The following is a 22,969-nucleotide window of genomic DNA, read 5'->3' as shown; positions in this document are numbered from 1 at the left end:
CGGACGACGGCCGCGGCCGCATGCATCACGCGCAGGCGCGCGCCTTCTCGCGGTTGAAGTACGGGATCACGTGCTCGCCGATGTTGCGGATCGTCTCCATCTGCGCGTCGTGCGGCACCGTGCCCATCTGGCACAGGAACAGCACTTCGTCGACGCCGGCTTCCTGCAGGCGGCCGACGTAGCCGATGCAGTCGTCCACCGTGCCGTACGCGTGGTTCGGGTTCATCATCGCGAGCGCCGGGTCGGCGAAATTGACCACGACTTCCTCCGACGCGAAGCGCGAGCGGATCACCATCTCGCCGGTGTCGGCCTGCACGAGATCGTCGCCCCACTTCGCCGGGTCCGGACGCTCGCCGCCCGTGTACCAGTACGCGAGCGATTCCATGAAGTAGCGCTGGCCGCGGATGCCGATCTTGCGGGCCGCCTGACCGTCGGCCATCACGACCGTCGGGCACAGCGCCGCGAGGTGCTGGGTCGGCCGGAAGCCGACCTGGTCTTCCGGCTTGCGGTTCGCCCACGCTTCGCGATACACGGCATTCTTCTTCGCGACTTCGTCGGGGCCGCCGAAGCCGAGCACCAGCGCGCCCATCCCGCGCTGGCCGGCGCGCAGCAGCGCATCGGTGTTCGTGCACGCGAGATACATCGGCGGGTGCGGGTCCTGGAACGGCTTCGGGTGGATCGGGCGCTTCGGGATCTTGATGTACTTGCCGTCGTGCTCGATCTCGTCCTGCACGAACATCTTCGGCACGAGGTACATCGATTCGTCGATCATCGGCTGCAGTTCGTTGAGGTCGTAGCCGAACGCGCCGGCTTCCTGCTGGCTGCCGCCCTTGCCGACGCCGAAGTGCACGCGGCCGCCCGACAGGATGTCGAGCAGCGCGACGCGTTCCGCGACCTTGATCGGGTGGTTCATCGCCGGCGGCAGGCACACGACCCCGTGGCCGAGGCCGATGCGCGTCGTGCGGCCGGCCAGGTAGGCAAGGAAGGTTTCCGGCGCGCTCATGTGCGCATAGTTGGTCAGCGACGTGTGCTCGACGCACCAGATCGTGTCGAAGCCGACCTGCTCGGCGAGCAGCGCCTGTTCGACCGTCTCCTTGAATACCCGGTGGTCGCCCTCGCGCGATGCGTCGGTGGTCTGGGCTTCGTAGATGAGGGAAAACTTCATTGCGTGCGTCTCCATGTATGTTGGACGAGTCGGGGTCGTGCAGCCCGCCCGCACGATACGGACGAAGCGCGACGGTCCACGAATGGAAGTGTCGGCGCGCGGACGGGCGCAGGCATCGTCTGTTCGGAGTACCGGCACGGGTGCGCGGACAGAGGGGTTTCACCGTCATCCGATCGGACTGCGTGACGCGGCGAACGCCGCGCTAGCATCGAACGGCGGCGCGTTGCGCGCGCCGGCCAACGACAACGGAGAGAGGGAATGAAGGTTTCGATGCTGCTGTATCCGGTCGACGACATCGACACGGCGCTGCCGCTGTTCGTCGACGGGCTGGGCCTGAACGTGAAGTTCCGCGACGGCGATCGCTATTGCGCGCTCGACGGCGGCCCGCTGACGATCGCACTGGTCGCGGGCGACGAGCAGATCGTCGAGCGCGCGGCGCTCACGCTGCGCGTCGACGAGGACGACGATCTGTATGCGGCGATGGCGCGGGTCGTGAAGGCCGGTGCTTCGGTGCGCGTGCCCGTGCAGGCCGGCCCGCACGAATACCGCGCGGTGCTGGAGGACAAAAACGGCGCGTTGCTCGTGATTTCCCAGAAACGGGCGACGTGACGCACGCACGCCGCATGCGGCGCCTGCGCACCCGGCGTCAAACGTCCTCGCCGGACGCGCGCAGGTCGCTGGTTTCCAGCAGTTCGAGCAGCGTGCCGGCCGGCTGGCTGAGCCGTTTCGCGGCCAGCGCGATGAATTCGACGTCCGGCAGCGCGGGCAGCCCGTCGACGTTCACGGGCGGCGCCAGGCCGCGCGCGGACAGGTATTGCGACGTCGCGGTCAGCCCGAGCCCGGCCCGCGCGGCCGCGATGCAGCCCGGCTGGCTGCTGCTCGAACACACGACTTCCCAGCCGATCCCCTTTTCCGCGAGCGCGTTCAGCACCACCGCGCGCGTGACGCTCGGCTCGGCCACCAGCACGAGCGGCAACGGCCGCTCGAGATCGACGACGGTGCCCGGCCGCGCGGCCCATTCGAGCCGTGCGCGCAGCAACGGCGTGCCGCGCCGCTCGCCGAGCCGCCGCTTGCCGATCATCAGGTCGAGCGCGCCCGCATCCATCAGTTCGTAGAGCCGGCTCGTCATGCCGGTGGTGATCTCCAGCGCGACGTCCGGATGCGCGGCGCGGAACCCGGCCAGCACGTCCGGCAGCGCGACGAGCGCGAGGTCGTCCGACGCGCCGAGCCGCACGCGCCCCTGCAGCCGCGGCTTGCGGAATTGCGATTCCGCGCGGTTCAGCGCCTGCAGGATCACGTTCGCATGCACGAGCAGCGCCTCGCCGTCGGCCGTCATCGCGATCGAATGCGTATCGCGCACGAACAGCCGCCGGCCGACGCTCTCCTCGAGACGACGGATGTGTTCGCTGACGCTCGACTGGTTGAGCCCGAGCTGCCGCCCCGCTTCGGTGAAGCTGCGGCAGTTCGTGACGGTCGCGAACGTCTTGAGCCAGACGGGATTGAGCATGCCGGCATTGTCATCGGCATTGCCGATGACAGTCAACGACTTGAGGCAGCTTCCCGATGACCACCGGAATCGGTACCATCGAGCGCTCGAAGACCGGCAGGCGCCGCACGATCGCGTAACGGCCGTAACGATGCCTCCCGCGCCGGCCTTTGCACCACCGAATTCGCCATGTCCCGGGAACCCACACATTCCGCGCTGCTCTGGATCGTCGCCGCTGCGTTCTTCATGCAGTCGCTCGACACGACGATCGTCAACACCGCGCTGCCTTCGATCGCACAAAGCCTGCACGCGTCGCCGCTCGCGATGCAGCCCGTCGTGGTCGTCTATACGCTGACGATGGCGATGCTCACGCCGGCGTCCGGCTGGCTCGCCGACCGGTTCGGCACGCGCCGCGTGTTCTCGCTCGCGATTCTCGTGTTCGTGCTCGCGTCGATCGGCTGCGCGGCGTCGCATACGCTCGGTCAGCTCGTCGCCGCGCGTGCGCTGCAGGGCATCGGCGGCTCGATGCTGCTGCCGATCGGGCGGCTCGCCGTGCTGCGGCGCGTGCCGGGCGAACAGTACGTCGCGGCGATCGCGTTCGTGTCGATCGCCGGCCAGCTCGGCCCGATCGTCGGGCCGACGCTCGGCGGCTGGCTCACGCAGGCGATTTCGTGGCACTGGGTGTTCATCGTCAACGTGCCGGTCGGCGTGGTCGGCTTCCTCGCCGTGCAGCGCTACCTGCCGCACGACCAAGCGCAGCAGCCGCCGCCGTTCGACTTCGTCGGCTGTGCGCTGCTGTCGGTCTCGATGATCGCGCTGTCGCTCGCGATCGACCCGCCGATGCCTGCGCATCGCGCCGCGTGGGCGACCGGGCTCGCCGTGCTCGGCCTGACGAGCGCGCTTGCGTACCTGCCGCACGCGCGGCGGCGCGCGCAGCCGCTGTTCCGGCTCGGGCTGTTCCGCGAGCCGAACTTCGGGTCGGGGCTGCTCGGCAACCTGCTGTGCCGGATCGGCACGAGCTCGGTGCCGTTCATGCTGCCGCTGCTGATGCAGGTGCAGCTGGGCTATACGCCGCTGCAGTCGGGGCTGATGATGCTGCCGGCCGCGATCGCGGGCGTCATCGCGAAAAGATGGATCGCGCCGCTCGTGAAGCGCTTCGGCTACGCGGCATTTCTGGTCGTGAACACGGCGATCGTCGGTGGCGCGATCGCGGGGTTCGCACTGGTGTCGGCGCGGCCCGCGCCGGTGCTGGAAGGCGCGCTGCTGATCGTGTTCGGCGCCGCGAACTCGATGCAGTTCGCGGCGATGAACGGCGTGACGCTCAAGGGGCTGTCGCATGCCGACGCCGGCAGCGGCAACAGCCTGTTCACGATGATGCAGATGCTGGCGATGGGGCTCGGCGTGTCGATCGGCGGCGGCCTCGTCAACCTGTTCGGCGCCTGGCGGGGCTCGATGGCACACGGGTTCATGCTGTCGTTCGTGTGCATGGGTACGGTGACGCTGCTGTCGTCCGCCGTGTTCCGGCGCATCGATACGGCCGCGCCGCCGGCCGGGGCGGCGGCGCGCCCATCCGCGTGAGCGCGGCCGTCAGTTCGCCGGACGGCGCTCGACGACGCGCTTGAGCACCCAGCGGATCGACGAACCGTCGGCCGGCGGTTGCGCGACGCGGTATTCGTCGACTTCCAGCGTGTACAGGTAACCGGGCTGGTACGCGAAGCCTTCGATGCCCGCGTACCACAGGCTCCACGGCTCGTTCGGACTGCTGCGCACCTGCAGGCACTCCATCGGCGCGACGCCGGTGCAGCGCGCGGATTGCGGCGCGACGTAGACGGTCCGGGTCACCGGCTTGCCGTCGGCCGGGCGCGCCGCGTTCGGCGCCGTGGCGGCTGCGTCGGTCTGGCATCCGGCGACGAGCGTGCTGCCGGCGATGACGGCCGCGCCGAGCAGCATTCGGGTTGTGTGAATCATCGGAGATTCCTCTGGAGCGTTGGAGGGCCGGTTAGACGATCGGCACGGCTCGAAAGTTCACAAATACCTTACAAAACACGCTCGACCACCCTCATTCGTGGGATGTCCGGTACGCCCCGACACGTTACCGTGTTCCGGGTCCGCCGCGCGCATCGCCGCCGACGGTCCGAACCTGCACGCCGGGCGCCTTGCGACCCGGCGGCCGCAACAGGAGACAACCCGGATGACCACGGCGCCCGCGGCCCTGCCGCCGCACCTTGCCCAGTCGAAACTGACGCTCGAGCAGTTCGACGCATTGCTCACGACCCTCTACGAAGGCCCGCTCGAAGACGTGCCGTGGGGCGCCGCGCTCGAGCAGATCCGCATGCACCTGCACGCGAACTACGTGACGATGATCCTGCGCTGGCCGGCCGACGGCCACGCGGGGCTGATGATCAACGCATCCGACGCGAGTGCGCCGCTGTCGGGCGTCGCGTCGTACAACACCTACTACTACGCGCTCGATCCGTTCGTGAACCTGCCGAGCGATCGCGTCGTCACCGTCGACGAGCTGCTCGGCATCAGCGTCTGGCGCGGCAGCGCGATGTATCGCGAGTTTCTGGAGCCGTTCGACGTCGGGTACCTGATGGGCGCGGACCTGCGCACGTCCGACGGCATCGAATGCCGCTTCCGCGTGTGCCGCCCGCATCGCGGCCGCGCGTTCACGGCGACCGACAAGGCCGTGTGCAACGCGCTGCTGCCGCATCTGAAGCGCGCGGTGCGGCTGCACGCGAAGTTCGGGGTGGTCGAATCCGAGCGCACGCTGTACGCGAGCGCGATCGACCGCATGCTCGTCGCCACCGCGATTCTCGACGAGCGCGGCGCGATCATGAAGACCAACTGCGTCGCGGACGAAATCTTCGCCGAATGCGACGGCCTGCGCGTGCGCGGCGACGCGCTCGAAGCGTCGTATCCGCTGGAGGACCGCAAGCTGCAGAAGCTGATCCGGCAGGTGCTTGCGGAGCGCGCGGGCGGCGCACCGTCGGTCGCGCAGGCGATCGCCGTGCCGCGCCCGTCCGGCAAGCCGCCGCTCGGCGTGCTGATCCGCGCGGTACCGCTCAGCGAATGGTCCGAGGACAATCCGCGCCGGCCGGCGTGCGCGATCTTCATCCGCGATGCCGAGCGCAAGTCGCAGGCATCGCACGACATCGTGCGCAAGCTGTTCGATCTCACGCCGGCCGAAACCGCGCTGGCGCTCGCGCTCGTCAACGGGCAGACGCTCGAGGAAGCAGCTGACGCGCTCGCGATCAGCAAGAACACAGCGCGCTCGCATTTGCGTGCGATCTTTTCGAAGACGGGTGTCACGCGGCAGGCGACGCTCGTCAGGACGTTGCTCAACAGCGTGCTGACACTGGGGTGACACGCGCGCTGCCGTCGTCACGGCAGCGGTTCACCGCGCGGCGATCGTGTACCATCGACGCTTCCCGATATGCCCGATCGCGCTGCGTTCGTCCGCTCTTTCACGTGCGTGCGATCCGCCCGGCGCACCCCGCTTCGCATGACCTCACCCGTTCCGTCCGCCCCCGCGCTGCGCCCGCTGCCGATCGATGCGCTGACCGTGCCGGCCGCGCTCGACGGACGCGCGGGCACCAACCGCTCGAACGGCGCGCATCCGCAGATTGCCGCGACCAACGATCTCGACGCGGTGCGCGCGTGGCTCGCCCGCTTCGTCGATACGCCGACCACGTTCCAGAACTACCGGAAGGAAGCCGAACGGCTGCTGCTGTGGGCCGTGATCGCGTGCGGCAAGCCGCTGTCGTCGCTCACGCACGAAGACCTGATCGTCTACCGGCAGTTCCTGCTCGCCCCCGAGCCGGCCGAGCTGTGGTGCGCGAACGGCGGGCGCAAGCATCCGCGCGACGATCCGCGCTGGCGGCCGTTCTACGGGCCGCTGTCGGCGGCCAGCCAGCGGCAGGCACTGGTGATCCTGAACGTGATGTTCTCGTGGCTCGTGCAGGCCGGCTACCTCGCCGGCAATCCGCTCGCGTTGTCGCGGCAGCGGCAGCGCCGGCCCGCGCCGCGCGTCACGCGCCATCTCGGGCAGCCGCTGTGGCAGTCGGTCAAGGACGCGATCGCCGCGATGCCGCGCGACGACGCACGCGCGAGCTTCCATGCGGATCGCGCGCGCTGGCTGTTCACGCTGCTGTATCTCGGCGGGCTGCGCATCACCGAAGCGGCCGATACGACGATGGGCCAGTTCTTCTGCCGGCGCGATGCGGACGGGCGGGACCGCTGGTGGCTCGACGTGACGGGCAAAGGCGGCCGGCAACGGCTCGTGCCGGCCACCGACGAAATGATGGCCGAGCTGGCGCGCTACCGGCGCGCGCATGGTTTGCCCGCGCTGCCGTCCGACGGCGAGCCCACGCCGCTCGTGCTGCCGGTCGGCCACGCGCGCAAGCCGCTCACGCGCGCGGCGCTGCACCGGATCGTGAAGCAGGTGTTCCGGCACGCGGCCGACCGGCTGCGCGCGCACGGCGAAGCCGGCGAACAGCAGGCGCGCGTGCTCGAACAGGCGTCCGCGCACTGGCTGCGCCACAGCGCGGGCTCGCACATGGCCGACGGCCGCGTCGACCTGCGGCTCGTGCGCGACAACCTCGGCCATGCGTCGCTCACGACGACGAGCCAGTACCTGCACGCGGACGACGACTGGCGGCATCGCGAGACGGAGGAGAAGCATCGCATCGGGTGGTAGGCGCGTACCGATCTGATGGAGCCCCGGACTCGCGCCATAGGTCCGCGCTCAGTGAGCGAGATCGAGCCCGCCGAGGCCGCCGTTGCCGCGACATTTTGCGCGGTCGCTTTTCACCTGCCAGTCGACCGGAACGCTCGGCACGTCCCGTCGATCAGTACACGCCCACCCAGTGCCCGGGCACCCAGGCCCAGTGATTGCCGGCCCACCGGTAATGCCCCTTCGCCCAGCGATAGCCCGGCGCAGGCATTGGAGGCGGCACCTCGACGACGGGCGCCGGCTGCGGCGGCCGCGCGGGTTCGACCACGCATGCGGACATCAGCGCCGCACTGGCCGCAACCAGTACGGTGAGCGAAACGGTTCGGATCTTCGACATCGTGGATTCTCCCTTGTCGTGTTGTGGATGGATTCGGTGCAGAAGCGGCCACGCCGCGCGTCACGCGGTTCCGCGCACCAGTCCGCTCATCGGCCGCGTCACACCGCTTTCCGCGAACAGCGCGGACGCGGTGCGATGCGGATCGAGCCGCAGGCTTTCGGCGGCGGCGCCCGAGATCAGCGCGTCGAGCGACGCGGTCGGTTTCAGGTCGCGCCCTTCGTACAGGTCGCCCGGCCGCAAACCGGGCCAGTCGGCGATCACGCGGCCGCCGGCCACCGCACCGCCCGCGAGCATCGCGACCGACGCCTGCCCGTGATCGGTTCCGCCCGTGCCGTTCGCGGCCGCCGTGCGGCCGAACTCCGTTGCGACCAGCACCGTGGTCTGCTGCCACGCAGGCCCGAGGCCGTCGCGCAGCGCGGCGAGCATCGTATCGAGCGCCTTCAACTGATTCGCGAGCCGCGCGTTCTGCGCGCTGTGCGTGTCCCAGCCGCCCGTCTCGATCATCGCGATGCGCGGGCCGTCGTCGCGCGCGAGAAACGTCGCGGCGAGCTTGCCGACACCCGCCGGGTCCTGCCGCGCATGCGCGTCGCCGGCGAGGCCGCGCGCATCCATCGCCGATTGCCACAGCGGGCCGAGCTGCGCATCGGCTTCGTAAAGCGCCGACACGCGTGCGAGCAGGTCGTCCGGCGCGGCGGGCAAGCCGGACGGCGCGTACGACGCGGCCTGCACGGTGCCGCGCAACGCGAGCGGCACGGTCGGCGCGAACGCGATCGCGTTTTCGCGCGACGCCGGCAGCAGCGCGGCGAGCCGGTTCAGCCATCCGTCCTTCACCTGGTACGGCGCGCGGCCGCCCGTCTCCAGCACGTTCTGGCCGTCGAAATGCGAGCGGTCGCGATACGGCGACGCGATCGCATGAACGAACAACGCGTGCCCGTCGCGGTACAACTGCGCGGTCTGCACGAGCGACGGATGCAGCGCGAACGTGCCGTCGAGCCGCGTCGCGGCCGACGTGTCGATCGCCAGCGGGCCGCGCAATGACGCATACGCGGGCTCCGCATACGGGACGACGATGTTCAGGCCGTCGGCCGCGCCGCGCTGGATCACGAACACGAAGCGTCGATCGGTCTCGACGTTCGCGAACACGATCCGCGGCGCAACGAGGATCGCGCCCGCGCCGGCGGCGGCCACGCTCAGGAATTGTCGGCGGGACAGTGCCATGGTCATCTCCGTTGGAAATCGGGCGAAACGAGCAGCAGCGCGAGCGACGTGGTCGCGCTTTCGGCGCGCGACAGCGCGGTGGCCGTCGGCGCACTCAACGAACCGGCGAGCAGCGTGTTGCCAAGCGTGCGCGGGTCGAGCCGGTCGCCCGTGCGCGCGGCCAGCCGCTGCGCGAGCTCGACGCGGCGCACGAGCGCGTCAGGCGCGGCCCAGCTCGCGGCAACGTCGTCGTAACCGGCCGGCGAGCCGGGCCGCCACACCGGCTGGCCGAGCTGCGCGAGCAGCGGTGCGACCTTCAGGTCGCCCGTGTCGCGCCAGCCGAGGCCGCGCAGCGACGACACGGCCCACTCCCACGGCGTCTTGAACTTGCGGTTGACCGGCGCCCACGCATCGGGCGCCTCGACGAGCGCGCGATAGACGGTCGGCAAATCGCCGCCGCTCGCGTCGAACGCGCGGGCGAGCCGATCGGTCAGCGCGGGCGGCGGATTGTCGGCGACGAAATGGCGCGCCAGCTGGAACGCGATATGCCGGCCGGTCGCCTCCGAATGCGCGAGGTCGTGCAGGATCGCGCGCGCCTGCGCTTCGCCGGGCTGCTCGTAGCGGCGCCCCATCACGATCCGCACGCCAGGCTCGTGCAGTTTCGGGCGAAACACGAACGCGCCGGGCGCCGCATCGCCCGGTTGCGGGCCGCGCCCGCCGGCGATGCTCCAGCCGGTCAGCGCGCGCGCGAATTCCGTCACGTCGGCCTGCGTGTAGCCCGTGCGCACGCCGAGCGTGTGCAGTTCCATGATTTCGCGCGCGAGGTTCTCGTTGAGCCCGCGCTTGGCCGACGGATTGCGGGCTTCGGCACGCAGCGCGGCCGGGCTGTCGGGGCCGACCGAGCGCGCCTGGTCGAGAAAGAGCTGCATCGCGGGATGCTGTTCGACGGCGACCAGCATGTCCTCGAAATGGCCGAGCACGTGCGGGCGGATCGCGTCGCGTTCGAACGCGCCCGCATAGGCCGCCACCGGGCCCTTGTCGACCGACACCGCGAAATGGTTCGCCCAGAAATGCACGAGCCGCTCGACGAACGGCGCGGGCGTGCCCAGCGCGCTGTTCATCCGCGCGACGACGGCGCTGCGATACGTGTCGTAACCGTCGCGCCGGATCGATTGCTCGGTCGCGCGCTTCTTGGCCGGATCGTTGCCGGTCATCGCATTGCGCGCGTTCGCGAAGCGCGTGGCGAGCGCCACCGCGTCGGGCTCGCCGGCCCACGCGGGCGGCCGTGGGTCGTAGCGGTCGAATTGGGCGACGAGCGACGCCTTCGGGTCGGCGGGCGGCGCGTCGTCGGCCCGCGCGCCGAGGCCGAAGCGGTTCAGCGCAATGGCGGCCGGTGTGATGTCGTTCGGGTGGTCCATGACGGGTTCTCGCGATGCGTACCCGTGTTTAACGCTGGCCGGCGGCAAATCCGTCGCGCGGAACGCAAATATTTCGGGTTTGTCTCGCGGCCTTGAATGCGTGCGTGTTGCCGCTCGAATTTCAATCACGAATTCGACTGAAGGTTGCAACGAATCTTTTCACTTTTCACCAACCCGACCGGCTCGGATCGGCATGCTCGCCGGCGGATGCCCAAATCTGCGAATCACCGCTTGCCGCGTCGAAGCCGCCAGGCGCTTGCCCTTCGCGGAAAGCGACCTAGACTCGTGTAACGGCGTTCGCATGAAAGACGACGCGCGCGCCCTCGAGCGCAATAACAGCGAAATCGTTCGGTTCATCGAATCGCATTGGGCGTCGCGCGTCGAAAGGAAAGCGACCGTTCATTCAGCCACCGCTCGCCACGCCTCGCCTCGCGTCGACGTGGCGCCACTACATTGACCAGGAGAAGCCGCCGCATTCCCGCCTGCCACGACGAATTGCGCCGGCCACCGCTACGATGCCCACTCTTCCCGTCAGCTTGCGTGCGCAGTTTCTTTGCTTCGGCTCGATGCGTGCGCCCTCGCACTGGACCCGCGCGTGGCTGCTTGCGGTCACGCTGACGCTACACGGCTATCCGGCACATGCGCAGAACCCGCCCAGGGTGGTCGACATCCCGACCCGTCCCGGCGTGACTCAGCGGTTTCTCTTCATCGCGCCGGAAGCACCGAAGGCCGCGGCCATTCTCTATGCCGGCGGACACGGCGGGCTGCAACTGGAGCCGTCCGGACGGTTCGGATGGGGCGCAGGCAACTTTCTCGTCCGAACCAGGCAGTTGTTCGTGAAGGACGGCATCGCCGTCGCGGTCATCGACGCACCGAGCGACCGGCAATCCGCGCCCTACCTCAACGGCTTTCGACTCTCGAAGGAACACGCCGACGACGCGCGTGCCGTGATCGCGTGGTTGCGGGAGCAACTGCACGTACCTGTCTGGCTGGTCGGGACGAGCCGCGGCACCCAGTCCGCCGCTGCCATTGCGATCGCGCTGGCCGGCGGCGGCGGGCCCGACGGTATCGTGCTGACATCCACCATCCTCCGCGAAGATCGAGGCGGCACCGCGGTCACGGACATGAACCTTGCCAGCCTCAGAATTCCGGTGCTCGTCGTTCACCACGAGAATGACGGCTGCAAACATTGTCCGGTGTCCGAAACGGATGCGCTGATGAAGAAACTGGATGCGTCGCCCAAAGCCGAGCTGATGATCGTGTCGGGCGGCACGTCCCGGGGCGATCCGTGCGAAGCATTTGCCTATCACGGCTTCAATGGCCTGGAGAGCGGCGTGGTCGACTCGATCTCCGCGTGGATGCTTGCACGTTGAACGTGCGCGCAGCGTAGCGCCGTCGCAGTTGCCTCGCGACGCTTCGCTGAAGCGTGCCTGCAAGCGTTGTCGATCGACACTCCGCGTACGCGTTGCACGCCGCCGCCCGTCGCCCGCGCGGCGTGTGCTAACCGATTTACCGACTCGCCGAGTCGTCCTGCTGCTTCTGCAACTTCGGCGGCAACCGCCAGTTACCGCTATGCCGCAACCCGTCGACGAACTTCATGCGTTCGTCCGGCGTCAGCGTCGCCGCGAAATCCACGACGCTGCGCTCGACCTGCGCACGCAGCGCGGTATCGGCCGCCCGCGTGCGATCGAGAGCGGCGTCGATCGCGGTACGGTCGAGTTGCGGCGCGGCGAGCAGATCCAGCACGGTGATCCGGCCGTCACGCCCTTCCCGCGCGAAATCGCGACCGTCCTTGCGCGCAGCCTTCAGCGCCGCGACGAATGCCTGCTGGCGCGACTCGGGCAATTCGTCCGCGGCGAAACGCAATGCGGTGCGCGACGCAGGCACGCCCGCGGCCCGCAGGTCGCGATGCGTCGAGAACCACTGATACGCGCCGCCGCCGATCGCGCCGAGCATGAATACGTTCAGCACGACCGAACCGACGAGGATGAATTTCCAGCTGCGCTCGCTCATTCATCGCTCCAGTCCACGCTCGGCCCGCCGAACGTCGTTGTCAGATAGCCCGGCTCATGCGAAGAAGGCACGCTGCCGAGCATCAGCATCGACACGGCCACCGCGCCCGCGAGCGCCCCGGCCAGGCCCACGCCCGCGAATGCCGCGCCCGACCACCACACGGCACCCCGCCGCCGCGCGCGGCGCGGGGCCGGCGCCGTCGCGACGATGCGCTCGACGAGCAACGGCGCGGGCGGTGCGACCGTATCGTCGGCGAGCCACGCATCGAGTTCGGCGGCCTCGTCCAGCGCCGCCAGCGCATCGCCCGGATGCGCGTGCGCCCACGCCTCGGCGGCCGCGCGCTCGCCGTCCGGCCAGCGCCGCGCATCGGAGCCGTACGCGGCGACGATGGTACGAAATCGTTCGGGTGTCATCGGATGTCCTCGCTAGGTGAATCGCCGGCCAGTTGCGCGCGCAAGTTTCGTCGCGCACGCGCAAGCAGGCTTTCCAGCGCGTCGACGGAAATGCCCATCAGGTTGGCCGCCTCCACGTTCGACAGGTCCTGATAGTACTGGAGCACCAGCGCTTCGCGTTGCCGCGCCGGCAGCGCCGCGAGCGCCTGCCGCACGCGCGCGTCGCGCGCGCGGGCCTGCGCGCGCAGGGCCGGCTCCGGCTGCGGGTCGGGTACGTCGGGCAATACGTCGATCGGTTCCTCGCGGCGGCCGCGCAAGCGGTCGTAGCACAGATTCAGCACGACGCGATGCAGCCACGTGTCGAACCGTGCGTCGCCTTCGCGCCAGCCCGGCGCCTGTTTCCAGATCCGCAAGAACGTCTCCTGTGCGACGTCCTCGGCTTCCGTGCGGTCGCCGAGCATGCGCGTCGCGAGTGCGAGCAGCCGCGGCAGCTTGCGCGCGACGAGCGCGCGCACGGCCGACGCGTCGCGCGCGCCGACCCGCGCCACCAGCTCGGCGTCCGGATCGCCGCCGCTCAACGCGGGGCGCTCCAGCGCGTCGCGCGTCTGTGCCGCGGCGCGATCGTAGGTGCGCCCGCCGGCAGACCGAAGCTCATCGTCGTGTTCTCCTTGCGTGCGCCGTGTCATTACCCGGCCCCGCCACACCGGCGGTTCGGAATCATCGTGCGCATCGCGCACGGGATCGGCAAGATCCGTTTCATCGGTATCCGTTTCAGGCCGCATGGCGATCGGGTCGACCGGAGGCCGGCCGCCCGGTCGCGTTCGCGCGAGCGGCGGCCGGCGCGCTCAATATACGACGACGCGCGCGGGCCGGTAATAGGCCGGGCGCGCCGGCACCACGACACAGCCGGCCAGCACGATGGCTGCGGCCGCCAGTATCAGCACGGTTCGAAAAGGCATGGCTGCGACTCATGATGTGGCGAAGGCGCCGCGCGCCGGCATCGCGTGCCGGGCGGCGGCGTGCGCATCAGGCCCAGTGGCCGGGAATCCAGCGCCATGCCGGCCCACGCGCGGCCCAGTGACCCGGCACCCAGTGATAGCCGACGCGAACCACTTGCCAGTGGCCCGGAATCCACACGTAGCGGCCCTGCCGCCAGTGCCAGTGGCCCTGATCCCACACGTAGCCCGCGCGCGGCGCCGGCATCACTTCGACGCGGGGCGGCGGCGGCGCATAAGGCGCGACGATGACGGCCTGCGCGAACGCGGCGGACGCAGCCAGCGCGGCCACGCATGCCGTGGCGAACCGCAATGGAATGGAAAGCTTCATGTAAGACTCCGAAATAGCAGGTATCGACCGGAAGCGGCCGTTCATGCGTTAAACGGCGCTGAGGAAAAAATCCGTCGCGATGCCGGCAAATAAATTTCGGTCGAACCGGACGTGCGTCGCCGCAGCCCGGAAGCGGCGATCCGCCCGTCCGGGCAATCGCCCACGCCCAACGGGGTTGCCGTGCTGTCACAACCCGGCAAAACTGCCCTTCGACAATGTTCGCCACCGGGATCCCGCTCGTTTCCGGCTCATGCCCCGGCCACGTTCGCGCGCGGCCGGGCGGTTCCGCATCTCGCGTCTCCACCCACGAAAACACCGACCATGTCGAACCAGGACACCTCTCCGATCCAGCCGAACGAGCCGGCCGCGTCCGTCTCGCGCCGCGGCTTCCTGAAACTCGCCGGCGTATCCGGCCTCGCCACCGCCGCCGGTAGTCTCGCGGCGGCCCGGGCGGCCGCGTCGAACCCGGACGGCACGCCCGAACAGGTCCATCTGACGTGGGGCAACGACCCGACGTCGGAAGTCGTGATCTCGTGGGCCTCGCTCGCGCCGGCCGTCAATCCGCGCGCGCGCATCGTCGCCGACGGCGAGCCCGCGCGCACCGTGCACGGCGTGCAGCGCCTGTACACCGACGGCCTGAACGGCGAGACCGTATTCGCGTACCACGCGCGCGTGCATGGGCTGAAGCCGAATACGCGCTACCGCTACGAGATCACGGCCGACAACGACAGCAACGCCGCACAGCCGTTCTCCGCGAATTTCTCGACGGCGCCGCGCGGCCGCGCGCCGTTCCGCTTCACGAGCTATGGCGACCTCGCGACGCCGAACGGCGCCTGGGTGCTGTCGTCGCCGCAGAGCCGCTTCGCGGTGCAGGCCGTCGAGCAGTTCCAGCCGCTGTTCCACCTGCTGAACGGCGACCTCTGCTATGCGAACCTGAACCCCGCGCACCAGCCCGAGGTGTGGCGCGATTTCGGCAACAACAACCAGACGTCGGCCGCCAACCGTCCGTGGATGCCCTGCCCCGGCAATCACGAGATCGAGTTCAACAACGGCCCACAGGGGCTCGACTCGTATCTCGCGCGCTATACGCTGCCGGAGAACGGCACGCGCTTCCCGGGCCGCTGGTACAGCTTCCGCGTGAGCTCGGTGCTGTTCGTGTCGCTCGACGCCGACGACGTCGTGTACCAGGACGCCGCCGCGTTCGTCGGCGGCCCCGATCCGCTCGTGCCGGCCGCGAGCACCGGCCGCGCGCCGATCGAGCCCGGCACGTCGTTCTACGTGCGCGGCTACAGCAACGGCGAGCAGACGCGCTGGCTCGAACACACGCTGCGTCATGCCGCGCACGACGACGACATCGACTGGATCGTCGTGCAGATGCACCAGGACGCGCTCAGTTCATCGAAGACGGGCAACGGCTCCGACAAGGGCATCCGCGAAGCATGGCTGCCGCTGTTCGACCGCTACGGCGTCGATCTCGTGCTGTGCGGCCACGATCACGACTACGAGCGCAGCTACCCGGTGCGCGGCTGCAATCACCGCGCAGGCGTCGATGCGAAGACGGGCGAAGTCGTCGAGACGCTGCAGCCGCGCCCCGTCGGCTCGAACGATCCGGATCGCACGACGTTCGACACGAGCCACGGCACGATCCACCTGATCCTCGGCGGCGGCGGCACCAGCGCGCCGCTCGACGTGTACGGCGAGAACCCGGCGACCGGCTTTGCGCAGGCGAAGGTGTTCACGAAGCCGAACCGGCCGGTGCCCGGCACGGCGCCGAATACGTTCGTGCGCCAGCCTGCCGACGCACTCGAGGATGCGATCTGGTCCGCGCGGCGCGATACGGGCACCGGCTACGGGATCGCCGTGTTCGACCACGATCCGGGCAAACCGGGCGGCCGCACGACGATCACGATGCGCTACTACCACGCGCCGGGCGCCGACCAGCACCCGAGCGCCGACTACGTGCTGTTCGAGACGATCGAGCTGAGCAAGAAGCGCAACGGCCGGTGATCGCGCGGGCGCCCGTTGCGGCGGGCGCCTGATGCTTCATCGAACGATTGGTTGCGTGCGCAACGTCACGGGGCGATCAGGATGCCGCGGTTCGCGAAATAACGGTCGAACGTCGCGCGCGGCATCGCGACGCCCTGCTGCGTGCGCACGTCGAATCCGGACGGGTTGTGGAACAGCCAGTCGCCGGTGTCGCGGTTCGCGCCGAACACGAGCACCAGATGCCCGCCGCGCGACGGCGGCTCGAACCCGTCGTGCCGGATGCCGGGATGAACCGACGCCATCAGCATGTGGCCGTCATGGAGCTTCGATTCGAGTGCGGCCGAATCGATATCTTCGACGACGTCGCCGTCGATCCCGTACCGCTCGCGCACCCAGTGCACGAAGGGCCGGTAATGCAGGCGCTTGCCGGTATCGCCGAGTTCCGGCCGGTACACGCCGAACCCGACGGCTTCGCGAACCAGTTCGAGCAACGGCACGATCGTGTTCGAGCGGTACGCGAGCAGCATCTTCAGGCACGCGATGCCGCAAATGTTCGGGCTCCACTGCGCATATTCTTCCGGCGTGCGCGCACCGGAGCGATGCCACAACGGGTCGTCCTCCGAACGCAGCTCGCGGGACACGAACCGTGAGACCAGGTGCGACGATTCCCATTGCGAGAAATACGGCACTTCTTTCATGGCTTTCCTCTCTGAAAGCGCGATGTGGACAGTTGGCTACATCAACGAGAACGTGACCTTCTGCTTCATGCGAATCGGCTGTGCGCCGCCGTCGGCGCTACAGTGAATGCGCGTGAACGCCGCTGTCACCACCGCGTCGAGCTCCGCATGACCGCTGCTCTCCAGCAACGTCACGTCCGACACCGTCCCGTCCGGCAGCACGACGCCGCCGACCGTCACCTCCCCGCTCTGCCCGGCCCGGCGCGCACTCGATGGATACGGGACGTCGCGGGAATCGATCCGGGTGCAGCGCGCGACTTCGCTTGCCTGGACGTAGGGCGCTTCGGCATGCGCGACGCCGGAAAGCGCGAAGGCGGCGAAGGTGGCGGCTGAAACGACAAGCATTGAGCGGTTCGACATGGCGCCTCTGGTTGGTCTTATGGGATTCGATGCATGCGGCGACGGCTGCGTGACTATACCGCGACGGGCGCACGCGTCTGATGCACATGGCGACAGGACCGTCGTCGCGCACCGCGACCGGCATGCCACCCGTTGCTCACGCGCCGCTCGGCCGTCACGCGGGCGTCGACAGGGTGAGCTTCACCGGGTGGGCTGATACCGGGCGGAAGCGCCTCACGTACGCGGCGGAATCCAGTCTGAAGCGCATCGTGCTAGAGTGCCGCCGCAAGAATCCGGCGACTGCGACCAGTCCGCGCGGGCGCACGCTCCGTACACCGAGATCAAGGCCATCTGGATCGACGTCCCGGCGCCCCCCCATGTAAATGCGCCGCTTTGCATGGCCGGTTGCAGCCGCCGCCTCGCGCAGCGCGCCGCAACCGGGTTTTCCGTTTGCGGCGTCAGCACGCGCGCGACGGCCCCGTCTCACCCGAAATCGAATTTGAATGTTGAAACAGGCACGAAGCATGAAGCGCAAGAATAAGGCAACGCTCGCCGGGCTCGGCGCGGTGTTGTTGTGGGCCTCCGTGGTCGCCCTCGTTCGCGGAGTCAGCGAAAGCCTCGGCGCGACGGGCGGCGCCGCGATGATCTATACGGTCGCATCCGTACTGCTGCTGTTTACGATCGGCTTCCCCGATCTCAGCAGATTCCCCAAAAACTATCTGCTCTGGGGCGGGCTGCTGTTCGTTGCGTACGAGGTGTGCCTGTCGCTGTCGATCGGCTATGCAAGCAACGGCCGGCAGGCGATCGAAGTGGCGATGGTCAACTATCTGTGGCCGAGCTTCACGCTGGTCGCGGCGATCGTGTTCAACCGGCAGCGCGCCAACCTGCTGGTCGTGCCCGGCGTCGTACTGTCGATGCTCGGAATCGGCCGCGTGCTCGGCGGCGACCAGGGGCTCGACCCGGCCGGCATGCTGCACAACGTCGCGGACAATCCGCTGAGCTACGGCCTCGCGTTCGTCGGCGCGCTGATCTGGGCCGGCTATTGCACGGTGACCGCACGCATCGCCGACGGCAAGAACGGCGTCACGCCGTTCTTCATGCTGGTGGCGCTCGCGCTCTGGATCAAGTTCGCGATCGAAGGCGGCGGCGGCATGACGTTCAGCCTGCATGCGGCCATCTACATCGTGCTGGCTGCGTCGGCGCTGGGCTTCGGCTACGCGGCCTGGAACACCGGCATCATGCACGGCAACGTGACGATCATCGTCGGCGCGTCGTACTTCACGCCGGTGCTCGCCGCGCTGCTCGCCGCGACGCTGCTGCATGCGCCGCTGTCGATCGAATTCTGGCAAGGCACATCGATGGTGTGCGGCGGGTCGATCCTGTGCTGGCTCGCGACGCGCGGCCGGCGCCGCGAAAAAAAGGCGCCCGTTCGAGCCCGCCACGAAGCGCCGGGCCATTGCCAGGGCTGACGCTGCCGGATGCTTTCGCCGCGATGTCGTTCGACGGCCTCGCGTCGGGCCGGCAAGCCGTCAACCGCTCACGCTAGCGCGATTCCAGCGCGATACGCACGGCCAGTCCGGCCAGCACCGTGCCCATCAGCCAGCGCTGAACCGACGCCCAGACCGGCCGCCCCGCCAGAAAACCCGCGATCGCGCCGGCCATGCAGGCGATCAGCGCATTCACGCTGACGCTCACCGCGATCTGCACGCAGCCGAGCACCAGCGATTGCGCGAGCACGCTGCCGTGCCCCGGCGAAATGAATTGCGGCAGCAGCGACAGATACATCACCGCGATCTTCGGATTCGCAAGGTTCGTGACGAAGCCCATCGTGAACAGCCTCGCGCGGCTGTCGTGCGGCAACTGCCTGACCTGGAACGCCGAGCGGCCGCCCGGCTTCAGCGCCTGCCACGCGAGGTACGCGAGATAGAGCGCACCGGCCAAGCGCAACGCGTCGTACGCATACGGCACGGCCATCACCAGAGCTGTGATGCCCAGCGCCGCGCACACCATGTAGACGACGAACCCGAGCGCGACGCCGCCGAGCGATACCAGCCCGGCCCGGCGGCCCTGGCAGATCGAGCGCGAAACCAGGTAGATCATGTTCGGCCCGGGCGTCAGCACCATTCCGAGCGACACGAGTGCGAAAGCAAGCAAGGTGGGTACGGCCGGCACGGTGATCTCCTTGTGAATGCAATGCGCGGGTGGCGGCCCGCACAATGTATTGCATCCCCGCGGCCATCGGCATGAATAAACTGCAAGCCGCTCATGAGCGCCGTTCATCGCCTCGACGGTTCGCTACCGGCCCTTTCTCGCGCGCGCGTGGATCGCCTTCGCCGCCTTCGCGCGTTGCGCGTCGACGAGCCGCACGAACGCGTCGGTGATCGCGTTGCCGGACGCGCTCCACGACAGCCGCACCGAACGATGCAGCTTCGGCGACAGCGGCAGCACGCGGCCGCCGAACGGCGTGTACGTGAGCGTGATGCGCGGAACGATCGACACGCCCATGCCGGCCTCCGCCATCGACAGGATGGTGCGCATCTCGACCACGTTGAACGCGGCCTGCAGCGGCGCGCCGCTGCGCGCGAAGTAATCCGCGATCACCGGCCCGCATCCTGCTTTCGAGAAAATGAACGGCGCCGCGGTCAACTGCTTCGCCGACACGCTCTTGCGGCCCGCGAACATGTCGTCCGCCGCGACCGCCACGAAATCCTCGTCGAGCAGCGGCAGATTGTGTGCGAACGTCTTCGTGCCGGCCACCACGCCGACGTCGGCCGTACCGTCGTCGATCCACCCCTCGACTTCGCTGTCCGTGCCTTCGAGCAGCACCGCCGACACGCCCGGGTGCATCTCCTTCAACGCCTCGAGCGCCGGCACGACGAACGCCAGCGACACGCTCGGCAGCGACGCAACCACCAGCTTGCCTTCGAGCTTGCCGCGCGACAGGCTGAACTGCTGGCGCAGCAGTTGCGCTTCCCGCACCACGCTCTGAACGTACGGCCACAGGCGCTCGCCCGCCGCGGTCAGGACGACCGGCTGCCGATCGCGCCAGAGCAGCTTGACCTCCGTGACAGCTTCCAGCTCGCTCAGTGCGTGACTGATCGCCGATTGACTGCGGCTCAACCGGTCGGCGGCGGCCGTGAGCGAGCCGAGTTCGACCACGGCCGCCAGGGCCTGCAACTGCGCCAGTGTCATCCGGCCTCCTTGTTCAAGAAGAGTATGTAAGTCATGCATGAAGCATTACATCGTCATGAATTATATTGAACCGGCGAAATGACCATGCGGCCGATGCGGATGGCGCGTCACAGCCAGCGCCGAATGCGTTGCGCAACGCTCAGGTAAGATGCACGCTCGAACCGCGCGGCGATTACCTGCGGCCCCGGCCGCACAACGGGACGGCGCCACGTGATCGACTATCGGTTCACGCGAATCCGGAACACATGCGTGCGGGCGCTGTCGGCAGCGCCCGCTGCCGCACCAGCCGCGACATGCCATTCGATGATGTCTATCAATCCGACTGAAGGGGTGCTGGTCTCCAGCCTGCAGGGGCTCGGCGCGTTCGACCTGGCCGGCATCGCCATCGCGCTGTTCCTGGGCGGCATGGCCAAAGGGATCACGGGCATCGGCGTCCCGCTGATCGCGATGCCGATCCTCAGCCAGTTCCTGCCGATCCGGCATGCGGTGCTGCTGCTGTCGATGCCGATCATCCTCGGCAACATTCCGCAGGCGCTGGAAGGCGGCCAGGTGCTGGCGACGGCACGCAAGATCGCCGCGCCGATCGCGGGTACCGTGATCGGCAATATCGTCGGCGTCGCGATCCTGCTCGCGCTCAATCCCGGTCATGCGCAGGCGGCATCCGGCGCGCTGCTGATCGTCGCCGCGACGCTGATGCTCGCCGCGCCGAAGCTCAACCTGCCGGACGCATGGCGACAGCCCGTCGGATTCGTGCTCGGCTTCGGTGCGGCGCTGATGGAGAGCATCGCGTCGGTTCCGGGCCCGCTGCTCGCCACCTACCTGATTTCGTCCGGCGCCACCGGACGCGTGTTCACGAAGCAGATCGCGATCATCCTCGTGGTGTCGATCGTCACGCTGATCACGACGTTCAGCGGCGCCGCGCACGCGAGCGGCGCCGACCTCGCGATCTCGGCGGCGGCCAGCCTGCCCGCCATTGCCGGCATGTGGCTCGTTCGCCCGCTGCGCGACAAGATGTCGCCGCGGATCTTCCGGATCGTCGTGCTGCTGTTCGTGCTCGTCGCGGCGTCGCAGATGATCTGGAAATCGGGCGTGTTCCGGCACGGCGGATCGCACGCCGTCCAGACGGGCACCGCGCACACGGGCAACAACTAGCAGGCGACACACCGCCATCGGGCGCGCATGCGTTCTGAAAGCTGCCGGGCGTAGTATTCGCGGATCCGGCGTATCGCCCCGCCCGACGGTGCGGGCGGTACGTCACCGACTGTGCTTCGCGCGCGGATGCGCGCATCGGCACCGCACGCTTTCAAAGGCATGAAATGGAAACCTATGTGTTGCTCGGCTGCGGATTCGGCCTTGGCCTGTTGATCGCGATCTGGGGAATCTGGCAGCTCAAGTAACGCTCGCCGGCCCGTCCACGCGCGCCACGCGCAAGCAATCCGTAGGGAGACGGACAGGAAATCGTCGTTTGCGTCCGTATTCGTCATCCAGTCAGTTCGCACTCCGATTCATCCGTCCGGCGGTCTCCACTACCCGTGCGGGCTTCCGCTGGGTGCGTCACTGCACGGCGCGGCGTCGTGCAGCAGGTCGACGCACGTCACCTCCGCGACGGGCGGCTCGCCGGTGTCGCCGAAAGAACACCGCTGCTTCCGGACTCATGCGAGAACGCTCGCCGCGGCCAGGCCGGCGTCCAGCCTCGTTCCCGAAGACGGGTTAGACTGTTTCGATGGAACAATGCCGTTATTGCCAGAGAATCCGCGATGAATGGGATTGCCACGGGGACGAATGCCGCCGGGCAATCGCCAAGGCGCTGCGCCGGCAGCGCGCCGGCCTGCCGATGGTGCCCGATCGCATCCGCAACGAACTGCCGTCCGGCGCGCCGACCCAGCAGGTGATCGCCGTGCTGTCGCGCCAGCGCCTGCGCGCGCGCCGCGGCAACGAGGAGCGCCGGGAGCGCAAGGAAATCGACGACGACCTCTGACCCGGCTGCGTCGCCGCCGGGCCGCCGCCTTCTGCCCGCGCATCCGCCGCCGGGCGTCCGACTGTGCAGACCCTCCGTGCACCGCGCCTGCGACCGCCCCGCCGTTGCGAATCCGGCAACATCGAATAGGGGACGAAAGCGTTTATCCAGAAATTATTGCCCTGTTTGCAACGATCTTTCGCCAAATCTCACGTTTACCCTAGGTCCACCGACGCCTACGATGTAATCAACCGCTTACGACATGGTGTCGAACGCGGAAAGCCAAAAACATCGGAGGTCATCATGAAATCGCTCGTTTCCGCAGTCGTCGCCGCTGTCGCCCTGTCCGCTTCGTTCGGCGCGTTCGCCCAAAGCACCGTGACCCGCGCCCAGGTGCGCAACGAACTGGTCCAGCTCGAAAGCGCCGGTTACAAGCCGAGCCAGTCGAGCCCGTACTACCCGGCCGACATCCAGGCCGCGCAAGCCCGCGTGCACGCTGCCGACAACAGCGGCTACGGCGCACAGCCGGCCGCGACCGTCGAGGGTGGCGCACCGGCCGCGAAGGTGCAGAGCCCGCGCGACTCGATCTACTTCGGCCACTAAGCCCGCGGCGGCGCGCGTTCGCGCGCCGTCCGCACCGGCAACGAGCCCGTCCCGCGACGGGCTCGTTGCGCTTGCATCGCGCGTAT

General features: G+C 68.8%; 24 protein-coding genes. 10 read left to right on the top strand and 14 right to left on the bottom strand.

Annotated features, from left to right (window positions below):
- Positions 1-25: 25 nt before the first annotated feature.
- On the bottom strand, positions 26-1,165 hold the full coding sequence (locus HWX08_RS03420; protein ID WP_069261156.1) for an LLM class flavin-dependent oxidoreductase: 1,140 nt from the start codon (positions 1,163-1,165) through the stop codon (positions 26-28).
- A 258-nt stretch (positions 1,166-1,423) separates the two neighbouring features.
- Here HWX08_RS03420 and HWX08_RS03415 point away from each other — a divergent pair, with 258 nt between their 5' ends.
- Positions 1,424-1,774 (top strand): VOC family protein, encoded by a 351-nt coding sequence (locus HWX08_RS03415; RefSeq protein WP_174919332.1) that lies wholly within the window; start codon positions 1,424-1,426, stop codon positions 1,772-1,774.
- A 37-nt stretch (positions 1,775-1,811) separates the two neighbouring features.
- On the opposite strand, the gene HWX08_RS03410 is transcribed toward HWX08_RS03415, so the two are convergent.
- Entirely contained in the window at positions 1,812-2,672 is an 861-nt protein-coding gene (locus HWX08_RS03410; RefSeq protein ID WP_069261157.1) for a LysR family transcriptional regulator, read from the bottom strand.
- 168 nt (positions 2,673-2,840) lie between these two features.
- Here HWX08_RS03410 and HWX08_RS03405 point away from each other — a divergent pair, with 168 nt between their 5' ends.
- Positions 2,841-4,229, top strand: a complete 1,389-nt coding sequence (locus HWX08_RS03405; RefSeq protein WP_174919331.1) for a DHA2 family efflux MFS transporter permease subunit — start codon at positions 2,841-2,843, stop codon at positions 4,227-4,229.
- 9 nt (positions 4,230-4,238) lie between these two features.
- On the opposite strand, the gene HWX08_RS03400 is transcribed toward HWX08_RS03405, so the two are convergent.
- On the bottom strand, positions 4,239-4,619 hold the full coding sequence (locus tag HWX08_RS03400; protein WP_069260088.1) for a DUF4377 domain-containing protein: 381 nt from the start codon (positions 4,617-4,619) through the stop codon (positions 4,239-4,241).
- A 223-nt stretch (positions 4,620-4,842) separates the two neighbouring features.
- On the opposite strand from HWX08_RS03400, the gene HWX08_RS03395 reads away from it, so the two are divergent.
- Both HWX08_RS03395 and HWX08_RS03390 read left to right on the top strand, forming a co-directional pair.
- The gene (locus tag HWX08_RS03395) at positions 4,843-6,018 is read left to right on the top strand and encodes a helix-turn-helix transcriptional regulator (RefSeq protein WP_174919330.1); all 1,176 of its coding nucleotides are present in this window, start codon (positions 4,843-4,845) and stop codon (positions 6,016-6,018) included.
- Positions 6,019-6,156: 138 nt separating this feature from the next.
- Complete coding sequence (locus HWX08_RS03390; RefSeq protein WP_174919329.1) at positions 6,157-7,350, top strand: tyrosine-type recombinase/integrase; 1,194 nt, start codon at positions 6,157-6,159, stop codon at positions 7,348-7,350.
- A gap of 151 nt (positions 7,351-7,501) precedes the next feature.
- Here HWX08_RS03390 and HWX08_RS03385 read toward each other — a convergent pair whose 3' ends face one another.
- Genes HWX08_RS03385 through HWX08_RS03375 form a run of 3 tightly spaced genes read right to left on the bottom strand, consistent with a single transcriptional unit; the run spans position 7,502 to position 10,338 of the window.
- Positions 7,502-7,723, bottom strand: coding sequence for a YXWGXW repeat-containing protein (locus HWX08_RS03385; protein WP_069260091.1), 222 nt, complete (start codon positions 7,721-7,723; stop codon positions 7,502-7,504).
- Positions 7,724-7,783: 60 nt separating this feature from the next.
- Complete coding sequence (locus HWX08_RS03380; RefSeq protein ID WP_425128434.1) at positions 7,784-8,941, bottom strand: DUF1501 domain-containing protein; 1,158 nt, start codon at positions 8,939-8,941, stop codon at positions 7,784-7,786.
- Positions 8,942-8,943: 2 nt separating this feature from the next.
- Positions 8,944-10,338: a DUF1800 domain-containing protein gene (locus HWX08_RS03375; RefSeq protein ID WP_174919327.1), complete on the bottom strand. Its 1,395-nt coding sequence runs from the start codon at positions 10,336-10,338 to the stop codon at positions 8,944-8,946.
- A gap of 515 nt (positions 10,339-10,853) precedes the next feature.
- On the opposite strand from HWX08_RS03375, the gene HWX08_RS03370 reads away from it, so the two are divergent.
- Positions 10,854-11,711: an alpha/beta hydrolase gene (locus tag HWX08_RS03370; RefSeq protein WP_226262653.1), complete on the top strand. Its 858-nt coding sequence runs from the start codon at positions 10,854-10,856 to the stop codon at positions 11,709-11,711.
- 136 nt (positions 11,712-11,847) lie between these two features.
- Here the strand turns inward: HWX08_RS03370 and HWX08_RS03365 are convergent, their stop codons facing one another.
- From HWX08_RS03365 to HWX08_RS03350, 4 genes are all read right to left on the bottom strand, one after another.
- Positions 11,848-12,351 carry a periplasmic heavy metal sensor gene (locus HWX08_RS03365; RefSeq protein ID WP_174919326.1) on the bottom strand — a complete coding sequence of 168 codons (504 nt, stop codon included), beginning with the start codon at positions 12,349-12,351 and terminating at the stop codon, positions 11,848-11,850.
- Positions 12,348-12,764 carry a hypothetical protein gene (locus tag HWX08_RS03360; protein WP_174919325.1) on the bottom strand — a complete coding sequence of 139 codons (417 nt, stop codon included), beginning with the start codon at positions 12,762-12,764 and terminating at the stop codon, positions 12,348-12,350. The genes HWX08_RS03365 and HWX08_RS03360 overlap by 4 nt, the downstream gene beginning before the upstream one ends.
- Positions 12,761-13,525 carry an RNA polymerase sigma factor gene (locus HWX08_RS03355; protein WP_076606012.1) on the bottom strand — a complete coding sequence of 255 codons (765 nt, stop codon included), beginning with the start codon at positions 13,523-13,525 and terminating at the stop codon, positions 12,761-12,763. The genes HWX08_RS03360 and HWX08_RS03355 overlap by 4 nt, the downstream gene beginning before the upstream one ends.
- 244 nt (positions 13,526-13,769) lie before the next feature.
- Entirely contained in the window at positions 13,770-14,069 is a 300-nt protein-coding gene (locus tag HWX08_RS03350; protein WP_069260097.1) for a YXWGXW repeat-containing protein, read from the bottom strand.
- Between the two features lie 321 nt (positions 14,070-14,390).
- Between HWX08_RS03350 and HWX08_RS03345 the strand changes: the two genes are divergently transcribed.
- On the top strand, positions 14,391-16,076 hold the full coding sequence (locus tag HWX08_RS03345; RefSeq protein WP_174919324.1) for a purple acid phosphatase family protein: 1,686 nt from the start codon (positions 14,391-14,393) through the stop codon (positions 16,074-16,076).
- Between the two features lie 65 nt (positions 16,077-16,141).
- On the opposite strand, the gene HWX08_RS03340 is transcribed toward HWX08_RS03345, so the two are convergent.
- Both HWX08_RS03340 and HWX08_RS03335 read right to left on the bottom strand, forming a co-directional pair.
- Positions 16,142-16,753 carry a C39 family peptidase gene (locus tag HWX08_RS03340; protein WP_069260099.1) on the bottom strand — a complete coding sequence of 204 codons (612 nt, stop codon included), beginning with the start codon at positions 16,751-16,753 and terminating at the stop codon, positions 16,142-16,144.
- A gap of 36 nt (positions 16,754-16,789) precedes the next feature.
- Positions 16,790-17,152 (bottom strand): energy transducer TonB, encoded by a 363-nt coding sequence (locus tag HWX08_RS03335; protein ID WP_069260100.1) that lies wholly within the window; start codon positions 17,150-17,152, stop codon positions 16,790-16,792.
- A gap of 503 nt (positions 17,153-17,655) precedes the next feature.
- Between HWX08_RS03335 and yddG the strand changes: the two genes are divergently transcribed.
- Positions 17,656-18,600 carry an aromatic amino acid DMT transporter YddG gene (gene yddG / locus HWX08_RS03325; RefSeq protein ID WP_174919323.1) on the top strand — a complete coding sequence of 315 codons (945 nt, stop codon included), beginning with the start codon at positions 17,656-17,658 and terminating at the stop codon, positions 18,598-18,600.
- Between the two features lie 73 nt (positions 18,601-18,673).
- On the opposite strand, the gene HWX08_RS03320 is transcribed toward yddG, so the two are convergent.
- Together HWX08_RS03320 and HWX08_RS03315 are read right to left on the bottom strand one after the other, a co-directional pair.
- A complete protein-coding gene (locus HWX08_RS03320; protein ID WP_174919322.1) occupies positions 18,674-19,303 on the bottom strand; it encodes a LysE family translocator in 630 nt (209 codons plus the stop codon).
- A 123-nt stretch (positions 19,304-19,426) separates the two neighbouring features.
- Complete coding sequence (locus HWX08_RS03315) at positions 19,427-20,323, bottom strand: LysR family transcriptional regulator (protein ID WP_069260103.1); 897 nt, start codon at positions 20,321-20,323, stop codon at positions 19,427-19,429.
- 303 nt (positions 20,324-20,626) lie between these two features.
- On the opposite strand from HWX08_RS03315, the gene HWX08_RS03310 reads away from it, so the two are divergent.
- The 3 genes from HWX08_RS03310 (at position 20,627) to HWX08_RS03300 (ending at position 22,883) form a co-directional block, all read left to right on the top strand.
- Positions 20,627-21,475: a sulfite exporter TauE/SafE family protein gene (locus tag HWX08_RS03310; protein WP_174919321.1), complete on the top strand. Its 849-nt coding sequence runs from the start codon at positions 20,627-20,629 to the stop codon at positions 21,473-21,475.
- Between the two features lie 571 nt (positions 21,476-22,046).
- The gene (locus HWX08_RS03305) at positions 22,047-22,301 is read left to right on the top strand and encodes a hypothetical protein (protein ID WP_069260105.1); all 255 of its coding nucleotides are present in this window, start codon (positions 22,047-22,049) and stop codon (positions 22,299-22,301) included.
- Positions 22,302-22,583: 282 nt separating this feature from the next.
- Complete coding sequence (locus HWX08_RS03300; protein WP_069260106.1) at positions 22,584-22,883, top strand: DUF4148 domain-containing protein; 300 nt, start codon at positions 22,584-22,586, stop codon at positions 22,881-22,883.
- Positions 22,884-22,969: the final 86 nt, after the last annotated feature.

Origin of the sequence: Burkholderia metallica, assembly GCF_902832845.1 — a bacterium.
GTDB classification, from domain to species: domain Bacteria; phylum Pseudomonadota; class Gammaproteobacteria; order Burkholderiales; family Burkholderiaceae; genus Burkholderia; species Burkholderia metallica.
Note: the sequence above shows the minus strand (reverse complement) of the source record. Positions and strands in the feature narration are given on the sequence as shown.

Excerpts from the sequence above, each read along its gene's own strand:
- HWX08_RS03420 (WP_069261156.1), bottom strand. The coding sequence starts at position 1,165 with ATGAAGTTTTCCCTCATCTACGAAGCCCAGACCACCGACGCATCGCGC.
- HWX08_RS03415 (WP_174919332.1), top strand. The coding sequence starts at position 1,424 with ATGAAGGTTTCGATGCTGCTGTATCCGGTCGACGACATCGACACGGCG.
- HWX08_RS03410 (WP_069261157.1), bottom strand. The coding sequence starts at position 2,672 with ATGCTCAATCCCGTCTGGCTCAAGACGTTCGCGACCGTCACGAACTGC.
- HWX08_RS03405 (WP_174919331.1), top strand. The coding sequence starts at position 2,841 with ATGTCCCGGGAACCCACACATTCCGCGCTGCTCTGGATCGTCGCCGCT.
- HWX08_RS03400 (WP_069260088.1), bottom strand. The coding sequence starts at position 4,619 with ATGATTCACACAACCCGAATGCTGCTCGGCGCGGCCGTCATCGCCGGC.
- HWX08_RS03395 (WP_174919330.1), top strand. The coding sequence starts at position 4,843 with ATGACCACGGCGCCCGCGGCCCTGCCGCCGCACCTTGCCCAGTCGAAA.
- HWX08_RS03390 (WP_174919329.1), top strand. The coding sequence starts at position 6,157 with ATGACCTCACCCGTTCCGTCCGCCCCCGCGCTGCGCCCGCTGCCGATC.
- HWX08_RS03385 (WP_069260091.1), bottom strand. The coding sequence starts at position 7,723 with ATGTCGAAGATCCGAACCGTTTCGCTCACCGTACTGGTTGCGGCCAGT.
- HWX08_RS03380 (WP_425128434.1), bottom strand. The coding sequence starts at position 8,941 with ATGGCACTGTCCCGCCGACAATTCCTGAGCGTGGCCGCCGCCGGCGCG.
- HWX08_RS03375 (WP_174919327.1), bottom strand. The coding sequence starts at position 10,338 with ATGGACCACCCGAACGACATCACACCGGCCGCCATTGCGCTGAACCGC.
- HWX08_RS03370 (WP_226262653.1), top strand. The coding sequence starts at position 10,854 with ATGCCCACTCTTCCCGTCAGCTTGCGTGCGCAGTTTCTTTGCTTCGGC.
- HWX08_RS03365 (WP_174919326.1), bottom strand. The coding sequence starts at position 12,351 with ATGAGCGAGCGCAGCTGGAAATTCATCCTCGTCGGTTCGGTCGTGCTG.
- HWX08_RS03360 (WP_174919325.1), bottom strand. The coding sequence starts at position 12,764 with ATGACACCCGAACGATTTCGTACCATCGTCGCCGCGTACGGCTCCGAT.
- HWX08_RS03355 (WP_076606012.1), bottom strand. The coding sequence starts at position 13,525 with ATGCGGCCTGAAACGGATACCGATGAAACGGATCTTGCCGATCCCGTG.
- HWX08_RS03350 (WP_069260097.1), bottom strand. The coding sequence starts at position 14,069 with ATGAAGCTTTCCATTCCATTGCGGTTCGCCACGGCATGCGTGGCCGCG.
- HWX08_RS03345 (WP_174919324.1), top strand. The coding sequence starts at position 14,391 with ATGTCGAACCAGGACACCTCTCCGATCCAGCCGAACGAGCCGGCCGCG.
- HWX08_RS03340 (WP_069260099.1), bottom strand. The coding sequence starts at position 16,753 with ATGAAAGAAGTGCCGTATTTCTCGCAATGGGAATCGTCGCACCTGGTC.
- HWX08_RS03335 (WP_069260100.1), bottom strand. The coding sequence starts at position 17,152 with ATGTCGAACCGCTCAATGCTTGTCGTTTCAGCCGCCACCTTCGCCGCC.
- yddG (WP_174919323.1), top strand. The coding sequence starts at position 17,656 with ATGAAGCGCAAGAATAAGGCAACGCTCGCCGGGCTCGGCGCGGTGTTG.
- HWX08_RS03315 (WP_069260103.1), bottom strand. The coding sequence starts at position 20,323 with ATGACACTGGCGCAGTTGCAGGCCCTGGCGGCCGTGGTCGAACTCGGC.
- HWX08_RS03310 (WP_174919321.1), top strand. The coding sequence starts at position 20,627 with ATGATGTCTATCAATCCGACTGAAGGGGTGCTGGTCTCCAGCCTGCAG.
- HWX08_RS03305 (WP_069260105.1), top strand. The coding sequence starts at position 22,047 with ATGGAACAATGCCGTTATTGCCAGAGAATCCGCGATGAATGGGATTGC.
- HWX08_RS03300 (WP_069260106.1), top strand. The coding sequence starts at position 22,584 with ATGAAATCGCTCGTTTCCGCAGTCGTCGCCGCTGTCGCCCTGTCCGCT.